Here is a 17,297-nt window from a genome sequence, read left to right as displayed (position 1 = left end):
ATGAAATAAAATTATCCTTTTTTGAATAAGACAGTTGGATGTAATACTGACTTCTTCTGCTGCATTTCTTCGCGTTTATCTCGGATTACCTTACTGATCTTTAATATCTTTTCAGATAAATGAGCCAACCAAGTTAATTGCTGAATCACCATGGTAGATTCTTCCATCAAGTTTTTAATTTGCGCATCATCAGAAAACGACTTTTTTAATTCGTATTCTCTGATATTCTGCAAATAACTCATACTCACGCGAAAACTTTCGATGTCTTCAGCTGTGATTAAATCTTCTTCTGAAGGGGTATTGTTGAGTAAATTATTGGTTAATTGTAAGTTCTTATCAATATAATTCATCACCATATTAAACGATTCAGAAGCTTTTGTTGTATGGCGAGATTGCACATAAACCCCAATAGAGGCCGCTGTGGATAAGAAGGTGTGATTCAAAACCGCTAATTCGTAAATCTCAGAACGCAAGCGCTGTTTGGATTTTGGTTCCTGAATCATGCGTTGAAAGGAAGCCATTAAGTTTCCAATTTCAATAAAAGCGTATTTACGCGCTAACTTATAGGCAAGTGTCGGATCATTTTTTTGGTTGTAAATTTCCTTAATTTCCTTGACGTAATCTTGATTGGCTTTGATGGATTTTGACAGGTGAACGTTGACATTCAAAAACTCCCAAGAAGGCCATAAGATATAGTTGGCTCCTAGGGCTAGAAGTGCGCCAATCACGGTATCAATCACGCGATAAATCAAGAGATCCATGAAATTTGGCGTCAGAATAGCGTAAATTAAAACCACATACATGGTAATAAAGGTAACCCCCACCTTGTAATCAGTATGAGAAAACCAATAGCCAAGAATCATGGTCAAAATAGTCAAATACGCGATGATGGTGTGATTGTCTTGGATAATAAACAACAAGCCAAAGGCAATTAACCCTCCTAATACCGTACCAATTACGCGTTCAAAGGATCGAGTTTTCGTTAAGCCATACCCTGGGCGCATAATTACGACAATGGTCAGTAAAATCCAATATCCATTAAGGGGATTGAAGATATTACTGATAATAAGTCCAACTAAAATTGTTAGCGTTAAACGCGTAGCATGCCTAAAAATAGTTGAGTTGAACGTCAAGTTTTCAATTAATGTCCCCCAACGATAGTGTACAGGGGTTAAGAATTTTTCCAATTCCTTAAAGCGATCTTCTACGTTTTCACTAAATACTTTTTCGGTTAAGATACGTTCCAAGATATGAATCTTATCAATCTGGCTTTGGGCATAGTGCAAGACGTTAGAAAACAAAAGCACAGCCTCAACTTTATTCGGTGAAGTGCTCGTTGCAATAAAGTCATTGAGTTTATCTTGAAGCGCTAATAATTTGCGGTCAAAGTCGTAGTTGGGTTTATAGTTTAATCCCATATTAAGGGAGTCGCTAATGTCTTTAATTGTACTGGCGAAATCTTCTGCTAAAGCTTGGTAATCGCGAATAATGCTAGGATCATCATCGAGTAGATCGTGTAATTTTTTGTGATCAAATGACGTTGAAACGGCAATTTCTAAAATTTCTACTAAGGTAGAAAAAGCAACGAGTAAACGTCGGTTATTGGAGGAGTTTCCTGTATTGGCTTTGTTGAGTACCAAAAATTCACGTAGATTTTCGTGTACTTCATTGAGCTTAATCTGAATATTGAGCTGTTCTTCTACGATTTTATCCGCATCAACGCCTGGGGTCCATAATTGTGAGCGATATTGTAAGTACTCAGCCGTGAGGTCCATGCATTCTGATGTTTGTAGTACACCATAACGTCTTGGTCGAATAAAGTAAAAGCTCAGGGAAACCACCAAGTAGAGTAAACCACCTAGAAGTAAGAATAAACCGTGAAGCCATAAATCAGTTCCTTGATAGCTGTGAGCTAATCCTAAACTTGCAGCTAATAATCCGCTAAAGGATAGCATATTGGCACGATGTCCATAGACGGAGATCATACTCAAGCTAAAGATAATAAAGATGAATACAGGATAGAAATACCAGTGATTTTGAGTCAAGGATAAGAGTAGGGTAACGAAAGGCACGAGGAGTGCACCGACGAGGATACCGTTAATTTTATCTTTTAAATTACTGGGAATATCGACGGGTGCTGTTAGCAATGCCCCAACAGCCATAGCAAATGCCCAATCAAATTGTTGAGTCGGCATAAAAATTAAAAAGGGAATTACTCCCGAAAGGGTGATTTTTAATGAGTCTGCTAAATGGGTATTGTCTGTGTATTTTCTTGCTTTTTGAAGCATAGTTTCAGTGGCTTAGATTTAAGTTTTTCTTTTTTAATTTGCAATTTTTTGTGTTTGAGCGGAATACTATCTGTTATTGTATACAATACAAGTAAATTCAGATAATAAACTTTGTTTATCGTAGTGAATTTTTCTATAAAGTTACTCAAAAAGCGGTATCGTAGTAAGATTCCCGTTTGAATTTAATAATAATTTAAATCTAAAACAAGTTATCGCAAAAAAGGTTGGAGAAGCGACAAGATAATAGGAGCTAGGATAGCGGTCAAAATACCGTTAAAAATCATCCCTACACTTGCAAAAGCACCGTATTTGTTGCTAATCTCCATGGCCTTCATCGTACCCATTGCATGAGAGGAGGTACCGAGTGCAATGCCCTGTGACATAGGGTTGTGGATATGGGTTATTTTGAGCATATAAAAGCCAATCATACTGCCAAAAATTCCTGCAATCATTACCGCTGCTGCCGTAATTGAAGGAATCCCGTGTACCGTTTTGGAAATTTCTAGCGCAATAGGCGTACTGACGGATTTGGGAACCAATGAATAGATAATCTCCCGTTCCGCTCCTGTCCAATGAGCTAAGAATACCACAGAAACAACCCCCGTGACACAACCCACCAATTGACTCATCAAGATGGGGAACAGTTGTTTTTTGATAACGGGCCAGTTGAGGTATAACGGGATGGCTAAGGCAACAATCGACGGTTTGAGAAAAAAGTCGATGTATTGTCCCGCTTGACTAAAATTTGCATAAGGAATGTCTAAGACAACCAAATAGGTAATTAAAATAGCTGTGGATAAAATAATAGGATTGAAAATGATCCATTTGTATTTTTCAGTAAGGGAAAGTCCTAAAGCGTATAGGGCAACCACTAAAAACAGCAGAAACGTAGGGTTGGATAAAAAGCTCATTTTTTTCGTTTTCTTAATAGTTGGTGGGTGATTCCCGTTGCGAATACCACGAGAAGGGTACTGAGTAAGGTCGCCACAACCAGGGGAACAAAGGAGGCGCGGAGCAGGTCAAAGTAATTGAGCATGGCCACACAAGGCGGAACGAAAAAAATACCCATGTTGCGCATTAAAAAACCAGAAATGTCTCGAATGGCCTCTACTTTTACTGTTTTGGTTTGCAAGAGGATCCACAAAGTAATAAGACCGATAATACTAGAAGGAAGCTTGATGTCTGTGAGGTAAATGATTAATTCACCAAAGGCAAGGCAACCAAAGATGACTGCAACTTGTTTGACTACGTTCATTTTGGATGTAATTTTTGTGCAAAATTACTAAAACGCATTGGGAGCAAGAGGGAAAGCAAGGAGGAATTTTGAACTGATAATCGTTAATTTTTTGAAAAAATACCTGAGTCAAGAGAAAGCATTCCAATCAAGCGATCGTATAGAGAAGAAATCTCAGTGCTAGTAAGGTACTCATTTTGAAGTAGTATACCTTAAAAAGAAATATTATTTAATTGTTTCCTGCTATTTTAATTCTTAATACTAAGTTAAAGTAAATCTAGGGATTCTTATTTTTATCGTAATACGTTAGCAAGCCTAAAATACAATATTTGTCTCAACTAAATTAAAGAAGAACCATGAGACAGCAATTACTATTTTGGAATACCGTATTCCTCTTTTGTGTGACCCTGACCTATGCGCAGCAAAAGCGAAATATCACAGGAGTTGTGCAGGATGAAACGGGACTAGAATTACCCGGAGCCTCTGTTGTGATTAAAGGAACAACAAAGGGGACGACCACCGATTTGAATGGAAAATTTACCTTAGCAGTAGAAGAGAAAGACGGGATTGTTGTTTCTTTTATTGGCTATAAAAGCAGTGAGAAATCCGTAGATAAAACCACTGATTTTACATTCGTGTTACTTCCTGAGCAAGCGTCTTTAGATGAAGTAGTGATTACGGCTTTGGGAATTACCAAAGCAGAGAAAAAGATTGGATATGCTACCCAAAATATCGATGTTAAAAAAGTACAAGAAGTAGCTACACCTAATATGGGGAGTTTGTTGAGTGGTCAGGTAGCGGGACTTCAAGTGTCTAATCCTCCGGGGATGTTGCAATCGCCAAAATTCTCATTGAGAGGAAAAGATCCGCTCATTGTCATTGATGGAATTCCAGTGACAACAGATTTTTACGATGTATCACCTGAAGATATCGCCAATATCAACGTATTAAAAGGAACTAGTGCCTCGGTTTTATACGGGTCCTTAGGGCGCAATGGGGCGATTATGATTACAACCAAAAACGCACAAACCGAGGGTGTTACGGTTGAGGTATCTCAAAACACGATGATCAGTGCGGGCTATACGTTATTTCCTAAAACGCAAAATGAATACGGAAGTGGATCCAACGGAAAGTACGAGTTCTGGGATGGAAAAGATGGGGGAATCAGCGATGGTGATATGATTTGGGGACCTAAATTTGAAGCAAGAGTAAAAATTGCACAATGGAATAGTCCAATTCGCGATAAAACGACGGGAAGTGTGATTCCGTGGTATGGAAACGTCGAAGGAACACAATACGATGATAAGTCGCGCTATGAACGCGTACCCATTGCTTGGGAATACCACGACAACCTAAAAGAATTCTTAGAAACGGGGATTATTTCCCGTACCAATTTTGCCGTAACCAGTAAGTCAGAAAAGGGATCCTATCGCTTGGGTGGAGATTTTTCTTACAACAAAGATCGCGTGCCGAACACGAGCATGTACAGAGGAAGTTTGAACTTTAAATCAACGACTCATCTGACGGATAAATTGACCTTAGATTCGAAATTGTCCTACAGCCGTGTGCATGCGCCCAATGTACCGAATTACGACTATAATCCCAGTGGGCATATGTATACCATCTTAATTTGGATGGGTGATGATGTCAACGGACGTGATCTAAAAAAGAATTTATGGACCCCAGGAATGGAGGGCTATAAACAAGCGAGTTATAACTATGCTTGGTACAACAACCCGTGGTTTGGATCGGAATACTTTAAGCGCATTTGGAACAAAGATGTTACCAATGCCCAGTTGAGCTTGAGCTATCAAGTATCGGAAGATTTAGTACTACAAGGAAGAGCTTCGATGATTTCAACGAATAATAACACCGAATTACAAAGTCCAAAATCGTATTTTAACTACAGTGCATCCAGAGAAGGAGGCTATAGTTTAGAGAAAAATGATCGTTTGGATGTGGATTACGATTTCTTGGCAATGTACAACAAGAGTATTACGGATAATTTTGGTATCAGTGTTAATGCAGGAGCGGCTTCACGTTACTATCGTGTGACTAATTCATTTGCTGCAGCGGATGGATTAACCGTGCCTGGCGTACACAATTTAGGAAATTCCAAAGGGCCAGTTACAGCGACGAATTACCTCGAGAAAAAAGCGGTAAACAGTGTGTATGGAACAGTGGAATTCGATTTGTATAACGCCTTCTTTTTGAGCTTTGCAGGCCGCAATGATTGGTCTTCTGCTTTAGCGAAAAGTCAACGTTCGTATTTTTATCCTTCGACTTCCTTGAGTGTGGTGGTGTCTAATTTGGTCGATATGCCAAGCCAAATTGATTACTTGAAAGTCTATACGTCTTGGGCTAATGTATCGAGTGACTTAACTCCTTATCAACTGCAATCAACCTATTCTCCAGTAAACCCCTCGTTTAATGGAAATCAAATGGTCGAATATCCCAATGCGGTTTTGAATCCGTATTTGTTACCAGAGAAATCCAAAACCTATGAGGTGGGATTGTCCAGTGCCTTTTACAAAAAACGCCTAAACTTAGATGTGACGTATTACCGCGTCTTGGATTCAAACTTTATTATCGATTATCCCGTTTCTGAAGCTTCAGGATTTGAAAATATGAAGGTCAATGGAAATGAATACACGACGAATGGATGGGAAGTTACCCTGTCGGGTGCTGTAGTGAAAAACGACAATTTTCAATGGAATTCCGCCATCAATTGGAGTACGAGAACCCGACGTTTAACCAAGATTCACGAAGGAGCAGAAAAGTTTGGAGATTTGCGATTGAACGATCGAGTAGATGCTTACTATGGTACAAATTGGATGAAATCACCAGATGGGAAAGTGATTTTAGATGAGAAAACAGGAATGCCAACCGCAAATAAACAAGTAGCTTATTTGGGGCATAGTGATCCAAAATGGACCTTGGGCTGGAACAATAGTTTTAAATATAAAAACTGGGGATTAAACATTGGAATTGACGGTATTTGGGGCGGTGTAATGCGTTCAGAAGTAGTGGAGAAAATGTGGTGGGGTGGTAAACATCCTGAATCAGTACAATATAGAGATCAGGAATATAAATCTGGAAATCCTGTATTCGTTCCTGAGGGGGTGAATCTCGTTTCGGGTGAATTAGTAACGGATGTGCAGGGCAATGTTATTTCGGATACTCGTGTTTTCAAAACCCATACAGGAGCTGTGAGCTGGCAAAGTTGGGCACAAAACTACCCGTACCGCGCAAGAGTAACAGAAAAAGAAAGCAAGTTGTTTGCCAACGTATTTGACCGAACCTACTTCAAATTGAGAACCCTAAGCTTATCGTATGATTTTACTCCTATGGTCAAGTCATCCAAAATTAGTCAACTTTCGGCTTCCTTAACAGGATACAACCTGTGGATGTGGAAAAAATCAAAAGGACTATACTCGGATCCAGATTACGATACAGCAACGAAAAACGATATCCAAGATCCTTCAACTCGTTGGATTGGATTAGGCGTACAAGTTAAATTTTAATACCCAACACCATGAAAAAATACGTTAAAACACTATATGCAATTACCTTGGCTTTAACTGTAGTAGGATGCCATGATTTAGATCGATTGAATGAAGATCCAAATAAAATTAAAGAAGCAGATCCTTATCTATTACTTACGAAGATTGAAAAAACAGCTTTTTCTTTACAGAATATCGATAAAGAATATGCGGCGCGTATGATTATTCAAACTGATGGAGAAAGTACCTACCAATATTTGAAATGGGGAAGTAAAGGATTTGATCGCTACAAAGATTTGTTGCAAACCAAGAAAATGATGGATGAAGCCACGCGAACAGGAAAAGAAGAGTATTTGGCTGTAGGACATTTTTTAAAGGCACATTTCTTTTATGAATTGACGATGAATTTTGGGGATATTCCCTTTTCAGAAGCTCTGCAAGGAGAGGAAGCTATTCAATTTCCAAAGTACGACGAGCAAGAGGCTGTATTTGTTGGAATTTTAGAGGAGTTGGATCAAGCCTCTCAAAAAATAAAGAAAGAAGCATCGCTTCAAGGGGATATTATTTACAATGGAAATTTACATCGTTGGGAAAAATTAATAGAATCGTATAAGTTAAAAGTCCTTATAACGCTTTCTAAAAAGCAAAAAGTAGGAACCATAAATATTGCACAACGCTTTAATGAGATCTACCAAAAAGGCGTATTGTTGATGGATAATGCAGACAATGGGCAGCTGACGTTTTTCGATCAAGCAGGAAGTCGCTACCCACAGTTTAATTCAAGTTCGTATGGATCAAGTATGTATATGTCCAGTACGTTTATTAACTTATTAAAAGAATTAAAAGATCCTAGGTTATTTGCTTTTGCACAACGTACTGCTTCAGCTTTGGAAAATGGATTGGCAGAAAACGATTTTAATGGCTATAACGGTGGAGATCCCATTGTGCCTTATGCTGAAAATGAAAAATTAGTACAGAGTAAAAACATTTCCAAAGTAAGAAATAGATACTACCAAGATCCAACAACGGAGACGAATGTGATTTTGAGCTATTCGGAACTGCAATTTATTTTGGCAGAAGCAGCGGCACGAGGCTGGATTGCAGGAAATGCAGAAGAGTTTTACCTCAAAGGGATAAAAGGGAATTTTGATTATTATGCACAATATGCTAAAGGGTTGACGCAATACTATGATACAGCACAATTTGATAGCTATGTGCAACAAGAAGCAGTGCGTTATAAAGGAGGCGATATAGCGACCCAATTGAAGCAAATTTTGACTCAAAAGTACTTGATTATGTTTCATCAGGCCGGAATGACGATTTACTACGATTATTTGCGTACGGGATATCCCGAATTTAAAATACAACAAGGGGTAACGGCTCCAACTAGATGGCAGTATCCAAGTTCAGAATACAACCGAAATCAGGCGAATTTGCAAAAAGCATTGGATCGTCAGTTTAGTGGTTCAGACAATATTCGCGGAATTAGTTGGTGGTTAAAATAAGAGAAAATGAGTACAACAAGAAGAGATTTTATCAAAACCTCATCCCTTTTTATGGGAGGGATGACGGTTTTAAATGCAATGCCAGCTTCTATTCAGCGCGCATTGAGCATTGAAGCAGACCCTGGGACTACTTTTTTAGATGCGGAGCACGTGGTGTTCTTAATGCAAGAAAATCGATCATTTGACCATTGTTATGGAACATTAAGTGGTGTACGTGGGTTTAATGATCCCCGTGTAATTCGTCAGCCGAATCAACTGCCTGTTTGGTTTCAAATGGATCAAGATCAATCGATATACGGTCCTTTTCGCTTGGATATTGAAAATACAAAAATCACCTGGATGGGCAGTTTACCCCATAGTTGGAAAGATATGGTAGAAGCAAGGAATGACGGGAAAATGGATCAATGGTTACTCGCAAAGAAACCAGGAAACAAGGAATATGCCCACATGCCACTAACCATGGGATATTTTACACGAGAAGATATTCCGTTCTACTATGCCTTTGCTGATGCCTTTACCGTTTGTGATCAGCACTTTTGTTCTTCTTTGACGGGAACCAGTGCCAATCGATCCTATTTTTGGGCAGGGGCAATCCGCGAAAATCCCCGTGACCCCAATTCCGTTGCTCATGTTAATAACGGGCAAATTAACTACCAAGATGTCAGCTGGAAAACCTATCCAGAGCGACTGGAAGAAAACAATATTTCTTGGAAAGTGTACCAAAATGAACTAAGTCTACCCGTGGGATTCACTGATTTACAGGAATCGTGGTTGGCCAATTTTACAGATAATAACTTGGAATTCTACAAACAGTATAACGTTCGTTTTCACAACGCTCATATTCAATTTAAACAATTGGAATTGACTCGTTTACAGCAACAAATCCAAGAGGCAGTACAAGCGGGAACTCCTGTGGATGTTCTGCAAGAAGAGCGAGTGAAATTAGAACAATACTTGGAACAGTATAGCGAAGAGGCATTTAGCAAATTGACAACCTTGGAGCAAAATATTCATAAAAAGGCCTTTGTAACCAATACTGAAGACCCCGCCTATCATAAACTAGAGGAGATAGCATATCAGGAAAATGGAGAGATAAAGAAAGTAGAAGTCCCACAAGGAGATATCCTATATCAATTCAGAAAAGATGTCAATCAAGATACACTACCGATGGTGAGCTGGTTAGTTGCTCCGTGTAATTTCTCTGATCACCCTGGGGCCCCTTGGTTTGGGGCGTGGTATGTATCTGAAGTGCTGGATATCTTAACTAAAAATCCAACCGTGTGGAAAAAAACAATCTTTATTCTCACCTACGATGAAAATGATGGATATTTTGACCATGTGGCTCCTTTTGTACCGCCATTGAGTACAGATAAACAACAAGGTAAGGTATCGGGAACTATGGATACCCAAGACGAATGGGTAACTCGAGAACAAGACAAAGCAAGAGACAGTAAAAGTAACTTGGCAAGCCCTATCGGCTTAGGCTATCGCGTACCCATGGTCATTGCTTCCCCTTGGACAAGAGGTGGATGGGTGAATTCTGAAGTATGTGACTTAACCTCAACCCTACAGTTTTTGGAGTATTTTATTGAGAAAAAAACAGGAAAAAAAGTGATTGAGGAGAATATATCCCAATGGAGAAGAGGGACGTGTAGCAATATGACTTCTGTTTTTCAACCAGCGAATGACTTGAAAAAAATCGAGATTGACTTTGTGGATCGCAACAGGTATGTGGAGCGTATTTTATCTGCTCAAAACAAGAATTTACCCCATGGCTTTGCTCAATATAACGCTGCTGATATACAACAGCACAACGCATGGAATGACCTCAAAACCTTTCCAAAACAAGAAAGAGGAGTAAAAAAAGCCTGTGGGTTGCCCTATCATATCCAAGCCAATATAAGAGTGGATGCCAAGGAAGTACACATGCACTTTGCAATCGAAGCTAATGCGTTGAAAAACAAAGACTATTTGGCTCCTATTCAGGTATATGCCCACCAAAAGTTCCAAAATGAAACGGGAAGAAATTGGAATTTTAGTGTGAATGAGCAAGAACCAATTTCTTACAGCTGGCAAAAAGAAGCATTAGAAGATGGACGCTATAATTTTAGTGTGCATAGTTTTAATGGTTTCTATCGCAATTTTAAAGGACATGTAGCGGATCCGCAAGTGGAAATTAATTTTACAGTCTTGAAGAATCAAATGGTACAGCTTGTCTTAAAAAACAAGTCCAACCAAGCCTTGACCTTTTTTGTGCAAGATGTGGTGTATGTCAAAACAAACCAAAAAATAACAGTAGCCGCTCAAGCAGAACAACTAATAGAATTGGATTACACAGACTATAAAGGGTGGTACGATGTTGTGATTACACTCGTAGACCACAAGAATTTTATGTACCATTATGCAGGACATATCGAAAACGGTGCTAGTAGTATTACCGATCCTTATATGGCGAGTTTTTCGAAGTGGAATTAGGGGAATGGTAAGTGGTGAGTGGTAAGTGGTGAGTGGTAAGTGGTGAGTGGTAAGTGGTAAGTGGTAAGTGGTAAGTGGTAAGTGGTAAGTGGTAAGTGGTGAGTGGTAAGTGGTAAGTGGTAAGTGGTAAGTGGTAAGTGGTAAGTGGTAAGTGGTAAGTGGTGAGTGGTGAGTGGTGAGTGGTAAGTGGTGAGTGGTAAGTGGTAAGTGGTGAGTGGTAAGTGGTAAGTGGTAAGTGGTGAGTGGTGAGTTTACTATTCACCGGCACTATTCACCATTCACTATTCACCATTCACTATTCACCATTCACCATTCACTATTCACTATTCACTATTCACTATTCACTATTCACTATTCACCATTCACTATTCACCATTCACTATTCACCATTCACCATTCACCATTCACCATTCACCATTCACCATTCACTATTCACTATTCACCATTCACTATTCACCATTCACTATTCACCATTCACTATTCACCATTCACTATTCACCATTCACTATTCACTATTCACCATTCACCATTTACTAATCACTGTTCACTGTTTACTGTCAACTTTCTATCGTATCTTTGTTACCCCATCAAGTGATGGAGGTATAAAAACGACTAGATTGTGGATAAGAGAGCATTTAAAGACGCAGTATATACAGAATTAGCCAAAGTAGCTAAAGCTATGGCAAATCCCGTGCGATTAGAGATTATTGATCTTTTGGCACAAGGACCTTTTTCGGTAGAACAGATTGCTCATTATACCCATCAATCTATTGCGAATACGTCTCAGCATTTGCAGAATCTCAAAAATGCACGATTAGTTCAAATTAGCAAACAAGGGAATTTTGTGTACTATTCACTTCTGGGTACTGACGTGTATAAAACGTGGATGGCCTTGCGTGAATTGGGCATTCACTGCAATGTCGAAGTAGAAAAAGTAATTGCTGATTTTCGTCAAGGACAAAGCGAAAATCTTCAAGCTATTGATGCGAATACGTTAATTACTTTGCTAGAAAAAGAAGAAGTTCTTTTATTAGATGTTCGCCCAGAAGAAGAGTACAACCGAGGTCATATTCACCAAGCGCTATCTATGCCGCTAGAACAGCTGAAAAAAGAGATGAAGACACTAGATAAGAATAAAACTATCGTGGCTTATTGTCGAGGTCCTTTTTGTGTTTATGCCGATGAAGCTGTAGCATTTCTACTGAAACACGGCTTTAAAGCAATGCGATTGGAAGAAGGATACCTCGAATGGACGTTAAAAGAATGATGTAGTGAAAAAAAATACAATAAAAAAACACTTTACTTTTAGGTGTTTTTTTTTGTACCTACCTACCTATTCAATAAAGTTATTGAATAGGTGTAAAATTGTATATCTTTACACCAGAATTGAAAAAGCAGCTGATTGCATCTGCTTCAGTAAGGAAAAAATATACATAAAAATGATACAACTTGGTTTAAGAGAGAATTGGAAGCAATTCACACTATTAGTACTAGTCAATATGATGGTTGGAGGTATGGTTGGATTGGAGCGTACTGTAGTTCCTTTGGTTGGAACGACTGAGTTCCACATTCAATCGGAGGTTGTGGTCTTTTCCTTTATTATTGCTTTTGGTGTTGTAAAAGCGTTTACCAATTTAATTTCTGGGGTATTAGCGGATCAGTATACGCGTAAAAAAGTACTGATCTTGGGGTGGCTTATTGGTTTACCTGTTCCTTTTTTACTGGGTTTTGGGCCCTCGTGGAACTGGATTTTAGTTGCTAATATTTTGCTTGGGATAAGTCAGGGGTTGGCGTGGTCGATGACGGTAAATATGAAAATTGATTTAGTGGGAAGTAAGCGCAGAGGATTAGCAATGGGGTTAAATGAAGCTGCGGGCTATGGAGCTGTTGGGATTACGGCTTTAGTAACAGGGTTTATTGCTTCTCGCTATGGTTTGCGTCCAGCACCTTTTTATCTGGGTATTGCCTATACGATCGTTGGTTTACTGCTTTCTATTTTTGTGGTAAAAGATACGCGTGCCTTTGCTCAAATGGAAGCCAAGCAACAAGCACAGCAAGCAACTTCTACGCCAGAACGACCGAGTTTGTGGTGGGTATTCAAAGAAACATCATACAAGAGTAAAAATCTATTTTCCATTTCTCAGGCTGGATTAATCAACAACCTCAATGACGGTATGTCTTGGGGGGTATTTCCCTTGCTTTTTATGTCGATGGGTGTAGGACTAGAAGGCATAGGATGGATTAAAGCGGTTTATCCCGTTGTTTGGGGGCTTGGACAAATTGTTACAGGACCATTGACTGATATTTGGGGCAGAAAACCTTTGATTGTTGGTGGTATGTTTGTACAAGTATTTGGTCATCTCGTGATAGGTGCAGGCGCATTTGATCCTTTGACTGCAGGATTAATTGGATCAGTCTTATTGGGAATCGGAACGGCAATGGTGTACCCTGCTTTACTGGCTGCTGTGAGTGATGCCGCACACCCCAATTGGCGTGCTTCTTCTTTAGGGGTGTACCGCTTTTGGCGTGATATGGGCTATGCCGTAGGGGCTTTAATGGCGGGAATTGTAGGAAATTATTTCGGCTTAGTATGGGCGGTACATCTAGCAGGACTTCTTACACTTGTTTCGGGTATTGTCGTATGGATACGCCTGAAAGAGACGTTAGTTAAGTAGTTGTTTTTTAGTGTAATATCTAATAGACTCGGTCTCGTTGTCAAACTAAAGTAATAAAAATATTACCTTTGATCGGATCAAATACAGGACAATGCATTATCAAGAAATCAAACCTATCCCCGCTCTACAAGACTATATCCGCTACTTTTGGGTATTGGAAAGTGGTATAGGGGAGGGATCTACAATGCGCAAGGACTTTAAAATCTTACCTGATGGAATTCCAGCTTTGATTTATCAAGATACGCCCAATCGCTTTCGCGATGAACAGGAAGTGGTAACGCCTCAACTCTATGTATATGGAGCATTTACAACCTATACCAATCAGGTGGTAGAGGGACCTTTTCGCATCATTGGTGCGTATTTGGAACCCACCGCCTTAAAAACCATTTTTAAGGTCGATGCCTTCGAATTGAGTAATCAAAATATTCCCCTAAACGATTTGGTTTCCACTCCACTTTTAGAGCTATTGCAGCATGCCAAAACTGTCGAAGAGAAAATTGGATGGCTTTCTCGTTTTATATTACGTCAAGTTCAAGCCGTACAGTACGAGAATCAAAAGGCAAAATACGCTTCGGTTTTATTGCAACATGGAGAATCGCTACCAGAAATTCAGCGCAAAATGCAGCTATCTGAACGCACACTAGAGCGATTGATCAAACAACATATTGGCATGTCACCCAAGCAATTTTCGAGAATTATGCGCTTTCAATCGAGTTTAGCGCTTTTGCGCACAAGAGAATTCGATACACTAACTAGCCTCGTTTATGAGCAAGAGTATTTTGATCAGTCGCATTATATTAGAGAATTTAAGACTTTTACAGGAAACAATCCCACACAATTTTTGCGGTATTCGAATGAAAAGTTGACGAATTTTCCAGAATGGAAAACAGCCAAGGATGAATAATTTTAAAGCTGTCGGTTTTATACAATTTAGAGAAAAGAGGACGCTTTAGTTTTGCAGTGTAATTTTAAAAAGAGAAAAAATGCAAAACAAAATCATTCGAATGAACCCTACCACCGTACCGTCACCTGTAGGGAAGTATTCTCATGTAACTATCATTCCCAAAGAGGCAACACTTTATACTTTTTCTGGACAAATTGGCATCAATGTAGGTGGTATTATTCCCGCAGACTTTAATGCACAGGTTCGCCTTACATTTGACAATATTCAGGCTGTATTAGTTAGCCAAGACTTGACTGCTGATCAGGTGATTAAAGTAAATATTTGGTCTACTCAAGCCATCGATTGGAACTATTTTGATCAAGTGTGGAATGACTTTTTTGGATCGTCTTATCCTGCTATGACAATTGCCTATATCGCTGCATTGGGGCTTCCCGAAATCGCAATTGAAATTGAAATTTGGGCAGCGAAAGCAGTTAACAGTTAAAGTAATCAGTTTACGGTTTACTGATTATGTCAAGCTGTAGACTGTCTTTTTCTAGCCCTTTTGTTTAGGTTTTCTTTGGGTTTTCTTTGGGTTTCGTTTGAGTTTCGTTTGAGTTTCGTTTGGTAAAAGTGCCTTGAGCCCTTGTAAAACCAAGGTTATACCAAACAATTACCAAAGAAAACCAAAACCAATTCATACTAACTGACAGTAAATCTGTTGTTTACTGTTTTCTAAGTGAGTGAAAATGGGCTAAAAAAGGAGTAGTTATGCTCCATAAAGGAAAAAATGGGAACAAGGGGTTTGTTTTTTATTTAGACAAGTAACTCATCGCCTAACCACCTCATCTCCGTCGAAATTCATTCTGAAAAGGGGAGAGAATGCATTTACCTAAAGATCATACAGGTAGATACGGCATGGGCATAAACGGTTCCTGCTTGGTCAAGCAATCTCGATTCCATATAGGCTGTTGTACGCCCTTGGTGAATGATAGTGGTGTGGGTGTGTAAAACAGGACTGTCTTTGGTGATTTTTTTGAGGAAATTCACTTTTAGATCCAAAGAAGTAAAACTTTCACCTGCTGCTAGGGTAGTAAGTAAGGAACAGCCAATTGCTGTATCTAATACCGTACTGATCACACCCCCGTGAATCGTACCAATCAGATTGTATAAAAAGACTGAGGGCTGTAATTCAAAAACTGCTTGTCCTTTTTCAACTGTGCGTAGTGTACTGCCAATGGTATCTAAAGTAGGGGCTTGGGGTAGTGTACCTTCAAGCACACGTACTAAGATCTCATATCCAGTGAGGTTTTTAGCTTCTTCTAAAACAGCAGTTGGGGCTTCCCAAGTATAGGTACGGGTATTTTTTGACATGTGAATTGAATTTTTATACTAGCGCGCAAGATACGCTATTTCAGTTAATAGTTGTCGGTTTAACGTGTTATAGGTTTGACTATACTTATTCTCTCATTTTGGCTCTTAGCTAGACAATTAACCTGTACTGTTCATCGTTAAATTTGTGTTTTTTTGTATAAAGACTAACAAAAAAATCTATACTTTGCAGGAGATAGACAAGAATAAAGCGGAGTAAATCGTTAATATACAAGACCATGAAAAAAGTGATTATTATAGTTTTACTGGCGGGAAGTGGATTGGTACTAGCAAATAGCAGTTGGTTTCACAAGAATAATTCAGTGGAAGAAAGGATCGATCACACAGCTAGAGGAAAGAAGAAAGACAGAAGAGAAATCTATTTTGCCGGGGGATGTTTCTGGGGAACCGAACATTTTTTTCAGCAGGTAAGGGGCGTGGTATCTACTACGGTAGGTTATGCCAATGGAACGACTAGTGCACCAACATATAAAGAAGTAACCACGGGAAATACTGGTTTTGCAGAAGCTGTAAAAGTTGTCTATGATCCACAAACGGTTGATTTTGAATTGTTGTTGGATTTGTTTTTCAAGACTATTGATCCTACAACCTTAAATCGACAAGGCAATGATGTAGGAACCCAATACCGCAGCGGAATTTATTATGTTCGCCCAGAAGATGAGGAACTAATTACGCAAAAAATCAAGGCATTAGCTCAAGCATATACCCAAAAAATAGTAGTAGAAGTAGCGCCTTTGCACAATTTTTACGATGCAGAAACCTACCATCAAAACTATTTAGATAAAAATCCAGGGGGATACTGTCATATTGGAGCCGATTTATTTGAGGTAGCCCGAAAAGCTAATCCTAAAAAGAAAAAGGTATACCAACGTCAGGAGAAGGAAGTGCTCAAGCAAACTTTGACCCCAATGCAGTACCAAGTAACGCAAAATAACGGTACAGAACGCGCGTATAGCAATGAGTTATGGAAGGAGTTTCGCGAAGGAATTTATGTCGATATCACCACAGGAGAACCGTTATTTATCTCTTCGGATAAGTATGATGCAGGATGTGGATGGCCGAGTTTCTCTAAACCCATAGACAAAAAGAAGATCACAGAAAAAGAAGATCATACCCAAGGAATGCAGCGTACCGAAGTAAGAAGTACAACAGGGGATGCGCATTTAGGGCATGTTTTTAACGATGGACCAACTGAAACAGGAGGGTTGCGTTATTGCATCAATGGAGCTTCCCTTCGCTTTATCCCCAAAGAAGAGATGAAAACGGAAGGATATGAAGACTATCTACCATTGCTACAGAAAAAATAAGGGCGATATTCCTTCGCCCTTTTATATGAAATCAT

The 17,297-nt window shown here is 39.2% G+C and carries 12 protein-coding genes; 8 read left to right on the top strand and 4 right to left on the bottom strand.

Translation table 11 applies throughout. The annotated features are described in order from the left end of the window. Nucleotides 1-11 precede the first annotated feature (11 nt). From ACPDHL_RS11690 to ACPDHL_RS11680, 3 genes are all read right to left on the bottom strand, one after another. A complete protein-coding gene (locus tag ACPDHL_RS11690; protein ID WP_430532940.1) occupies nt 12-2,288 on the bottom strand; it encodes an FUSC family membrane protein in 2,277 nt (758 codons plus the stop codon). A gap of 209 nt (nt 2,289-2,497) precedes the next feature. After that, on the bottom strand, nt 2,498-3,199 hold the full coding sequence (locus tag ACPDHL_RS11685; protein WP_430532939.1) for an LrgB family protein: 702 nt from the start codon (nt 3,197-3,199) through the stop codon (nt 2,498-2,500). After that, the gene (locus ACPDHL_RS11680) at nt 3,196-3,543 is read right to left on the bottom strand and encodes a CidA/LrgA family protein (RefSeq protein ID WP_430532938.1); all 348 of its coding nucleotides are present in this window, start codon (nt 3,541-3,543) and stop codon (nt 3,196-3,198) included. The genes ACPDHL_RS11685 and ACPDHL_RS11680 overlap by 4 nt, the downstream gene beginning before the upstream one ends. Before the next feature lie 335 nt (nt 3,544-3,878). Between ACPDHL_RS11680 and ACPDHL_RS11675 the strand changes: the two genes are divergently transcribed. The 7 genes from ACPDHL_RS11675 (at nt 3,879) to ACPDHL_RS11645 (ending at nt 15,068) form a co-directional block, all read left to right on the top strand. Further along, nucleotides 3,879-7,046: a SusC/RagA family TonB-linked outer membrane protein gene (locus ACPDHL_RS11675; protein WP_430532937.1), complete on the top strand. Its 3,168-nt coding sequence runs from the start codon at nt 3,879-3,881 to the stop codon at nt 7,044-7,046. Between the two features lie 11 nt (nt 7,047-7,057). Then, nucleotides 7,058-8,530, top strand: a complete 1,473-nt coding sequence (locus ACPDHL_RS11670; RefSeq protein WP_430532936.1) for a SusD/RagB family nutrient-binding outer membrane lipoprotein — start codon at nt 7,058-7,060, stop codon at nt 8,528-8,530. Between the two features lie 6 nt (nt 8,531-8,536). Beyond that, nucleotides 8,537-11,005 (top strand): phosphocholine-specific phospholipase C, encoded by a 2,469-nt coding sequence (locus tag ACPDHL_RS11665; RefSeq protein WP_430532935.1) that lies wholly within the window; start codon nt 8,537-8,539, stop codon nt 11,003-11,005. Between the two features lie 619 nt (nt 11,006-11,624). Further along, complete coding sequence (locus ACPDHL_RS11660) at nt 11,625-12,272, top strand: ArsR/SmtB family transcription factor (protein ID WP_430532934.1); 648 nt, start codon at nt 11,625-11,627, stop codon at nt 12,270-12,272. A 172-nt stretch (nt 12,273-12,444) separates the two neighbouring features. After that, nucleotides 12,445-13,680 carry an MFS transporter gene (locus ACPDHL_RS11655; protein ID WP_430532933.1) on the top strand — a complete coding sequence of 412 codons (1,236 nt, stop codon included), beginning with the start codon at nt 12,445-12,447 and terminating at the stop codon, nt 13,678-13,680. Between the two features lie 91 nt (nt 13,681-13,771). Continuing rightward, the gene (locus tag ACPDHL_RS11650) at nt 13,772-14,584 is read left to right on the top strand and encodes an AraC family transcriptional regulator (RefSeq protein WP_430532932.1); all 813 of its coding nucleotides are present in this window, start codon (nt 13,772-13,774) and stop codon (nt 14,582-14,584) included. A gap of 79 nt (nt 14,585-14,663) precedes the next feature. After that, nucleotides 14,664-15,068 carry a RidA family protein gene (locus tag ACPDHL_RS11645; protein WP_430532931.1) on the top strand — a complete coding sequence of 135 codons (405 nt, stop codon included), beginning with the start codon at nt 14,664-14,666 and terminating at the stop codon, nt 15,066-15,068. Nucleotides 15,069-15,451: 383 nt separating this feature from the next. On the opposite strand, the gene ACPDHL_RS11640 is transcribed toward ACPDHL_RS11645, so the two are convergent. Beyond that, entirely contained in the window at nt 15,452-15,937 is a 486-nt protein-coding gene (locus ACPDHL_RS11640) for a PaaI family thioesterase (protein WP_430532930.1), read from the bottom strand. A gap of 236 nt (nt 15,938-16,173) precedes the next feature. Between ACPDHL_RS11640 and msrA the strand changes: the two genes are divergently transcribed. Beyond that, nucleotides 16,174-17,262, top strand: coding sequence for a peptide-methionine (S)-S-oxide reductase MsrA (msrA, locus tag ACPDHL_RS11635; RefSeq protein ID WP_430532929.1), 1,089 nt, complete (start codon nt 16,174-16,176; stop codon nt 17,260-17,262). Nucleotides 17,263-17,297: the final 35 nt, after the last annotated feature.

The organism is Myroides sp. C15-4, from assembly GCF_050522745.1.
Lineage (GTDB): Bacteria > Bacteroidota > Bacteroidia > Flavobacteriales > Flavobacteriaceae > Flavobacterium.
This window is presented reverse-complemented; position numbering and strand designations above follow the sequence as displayed.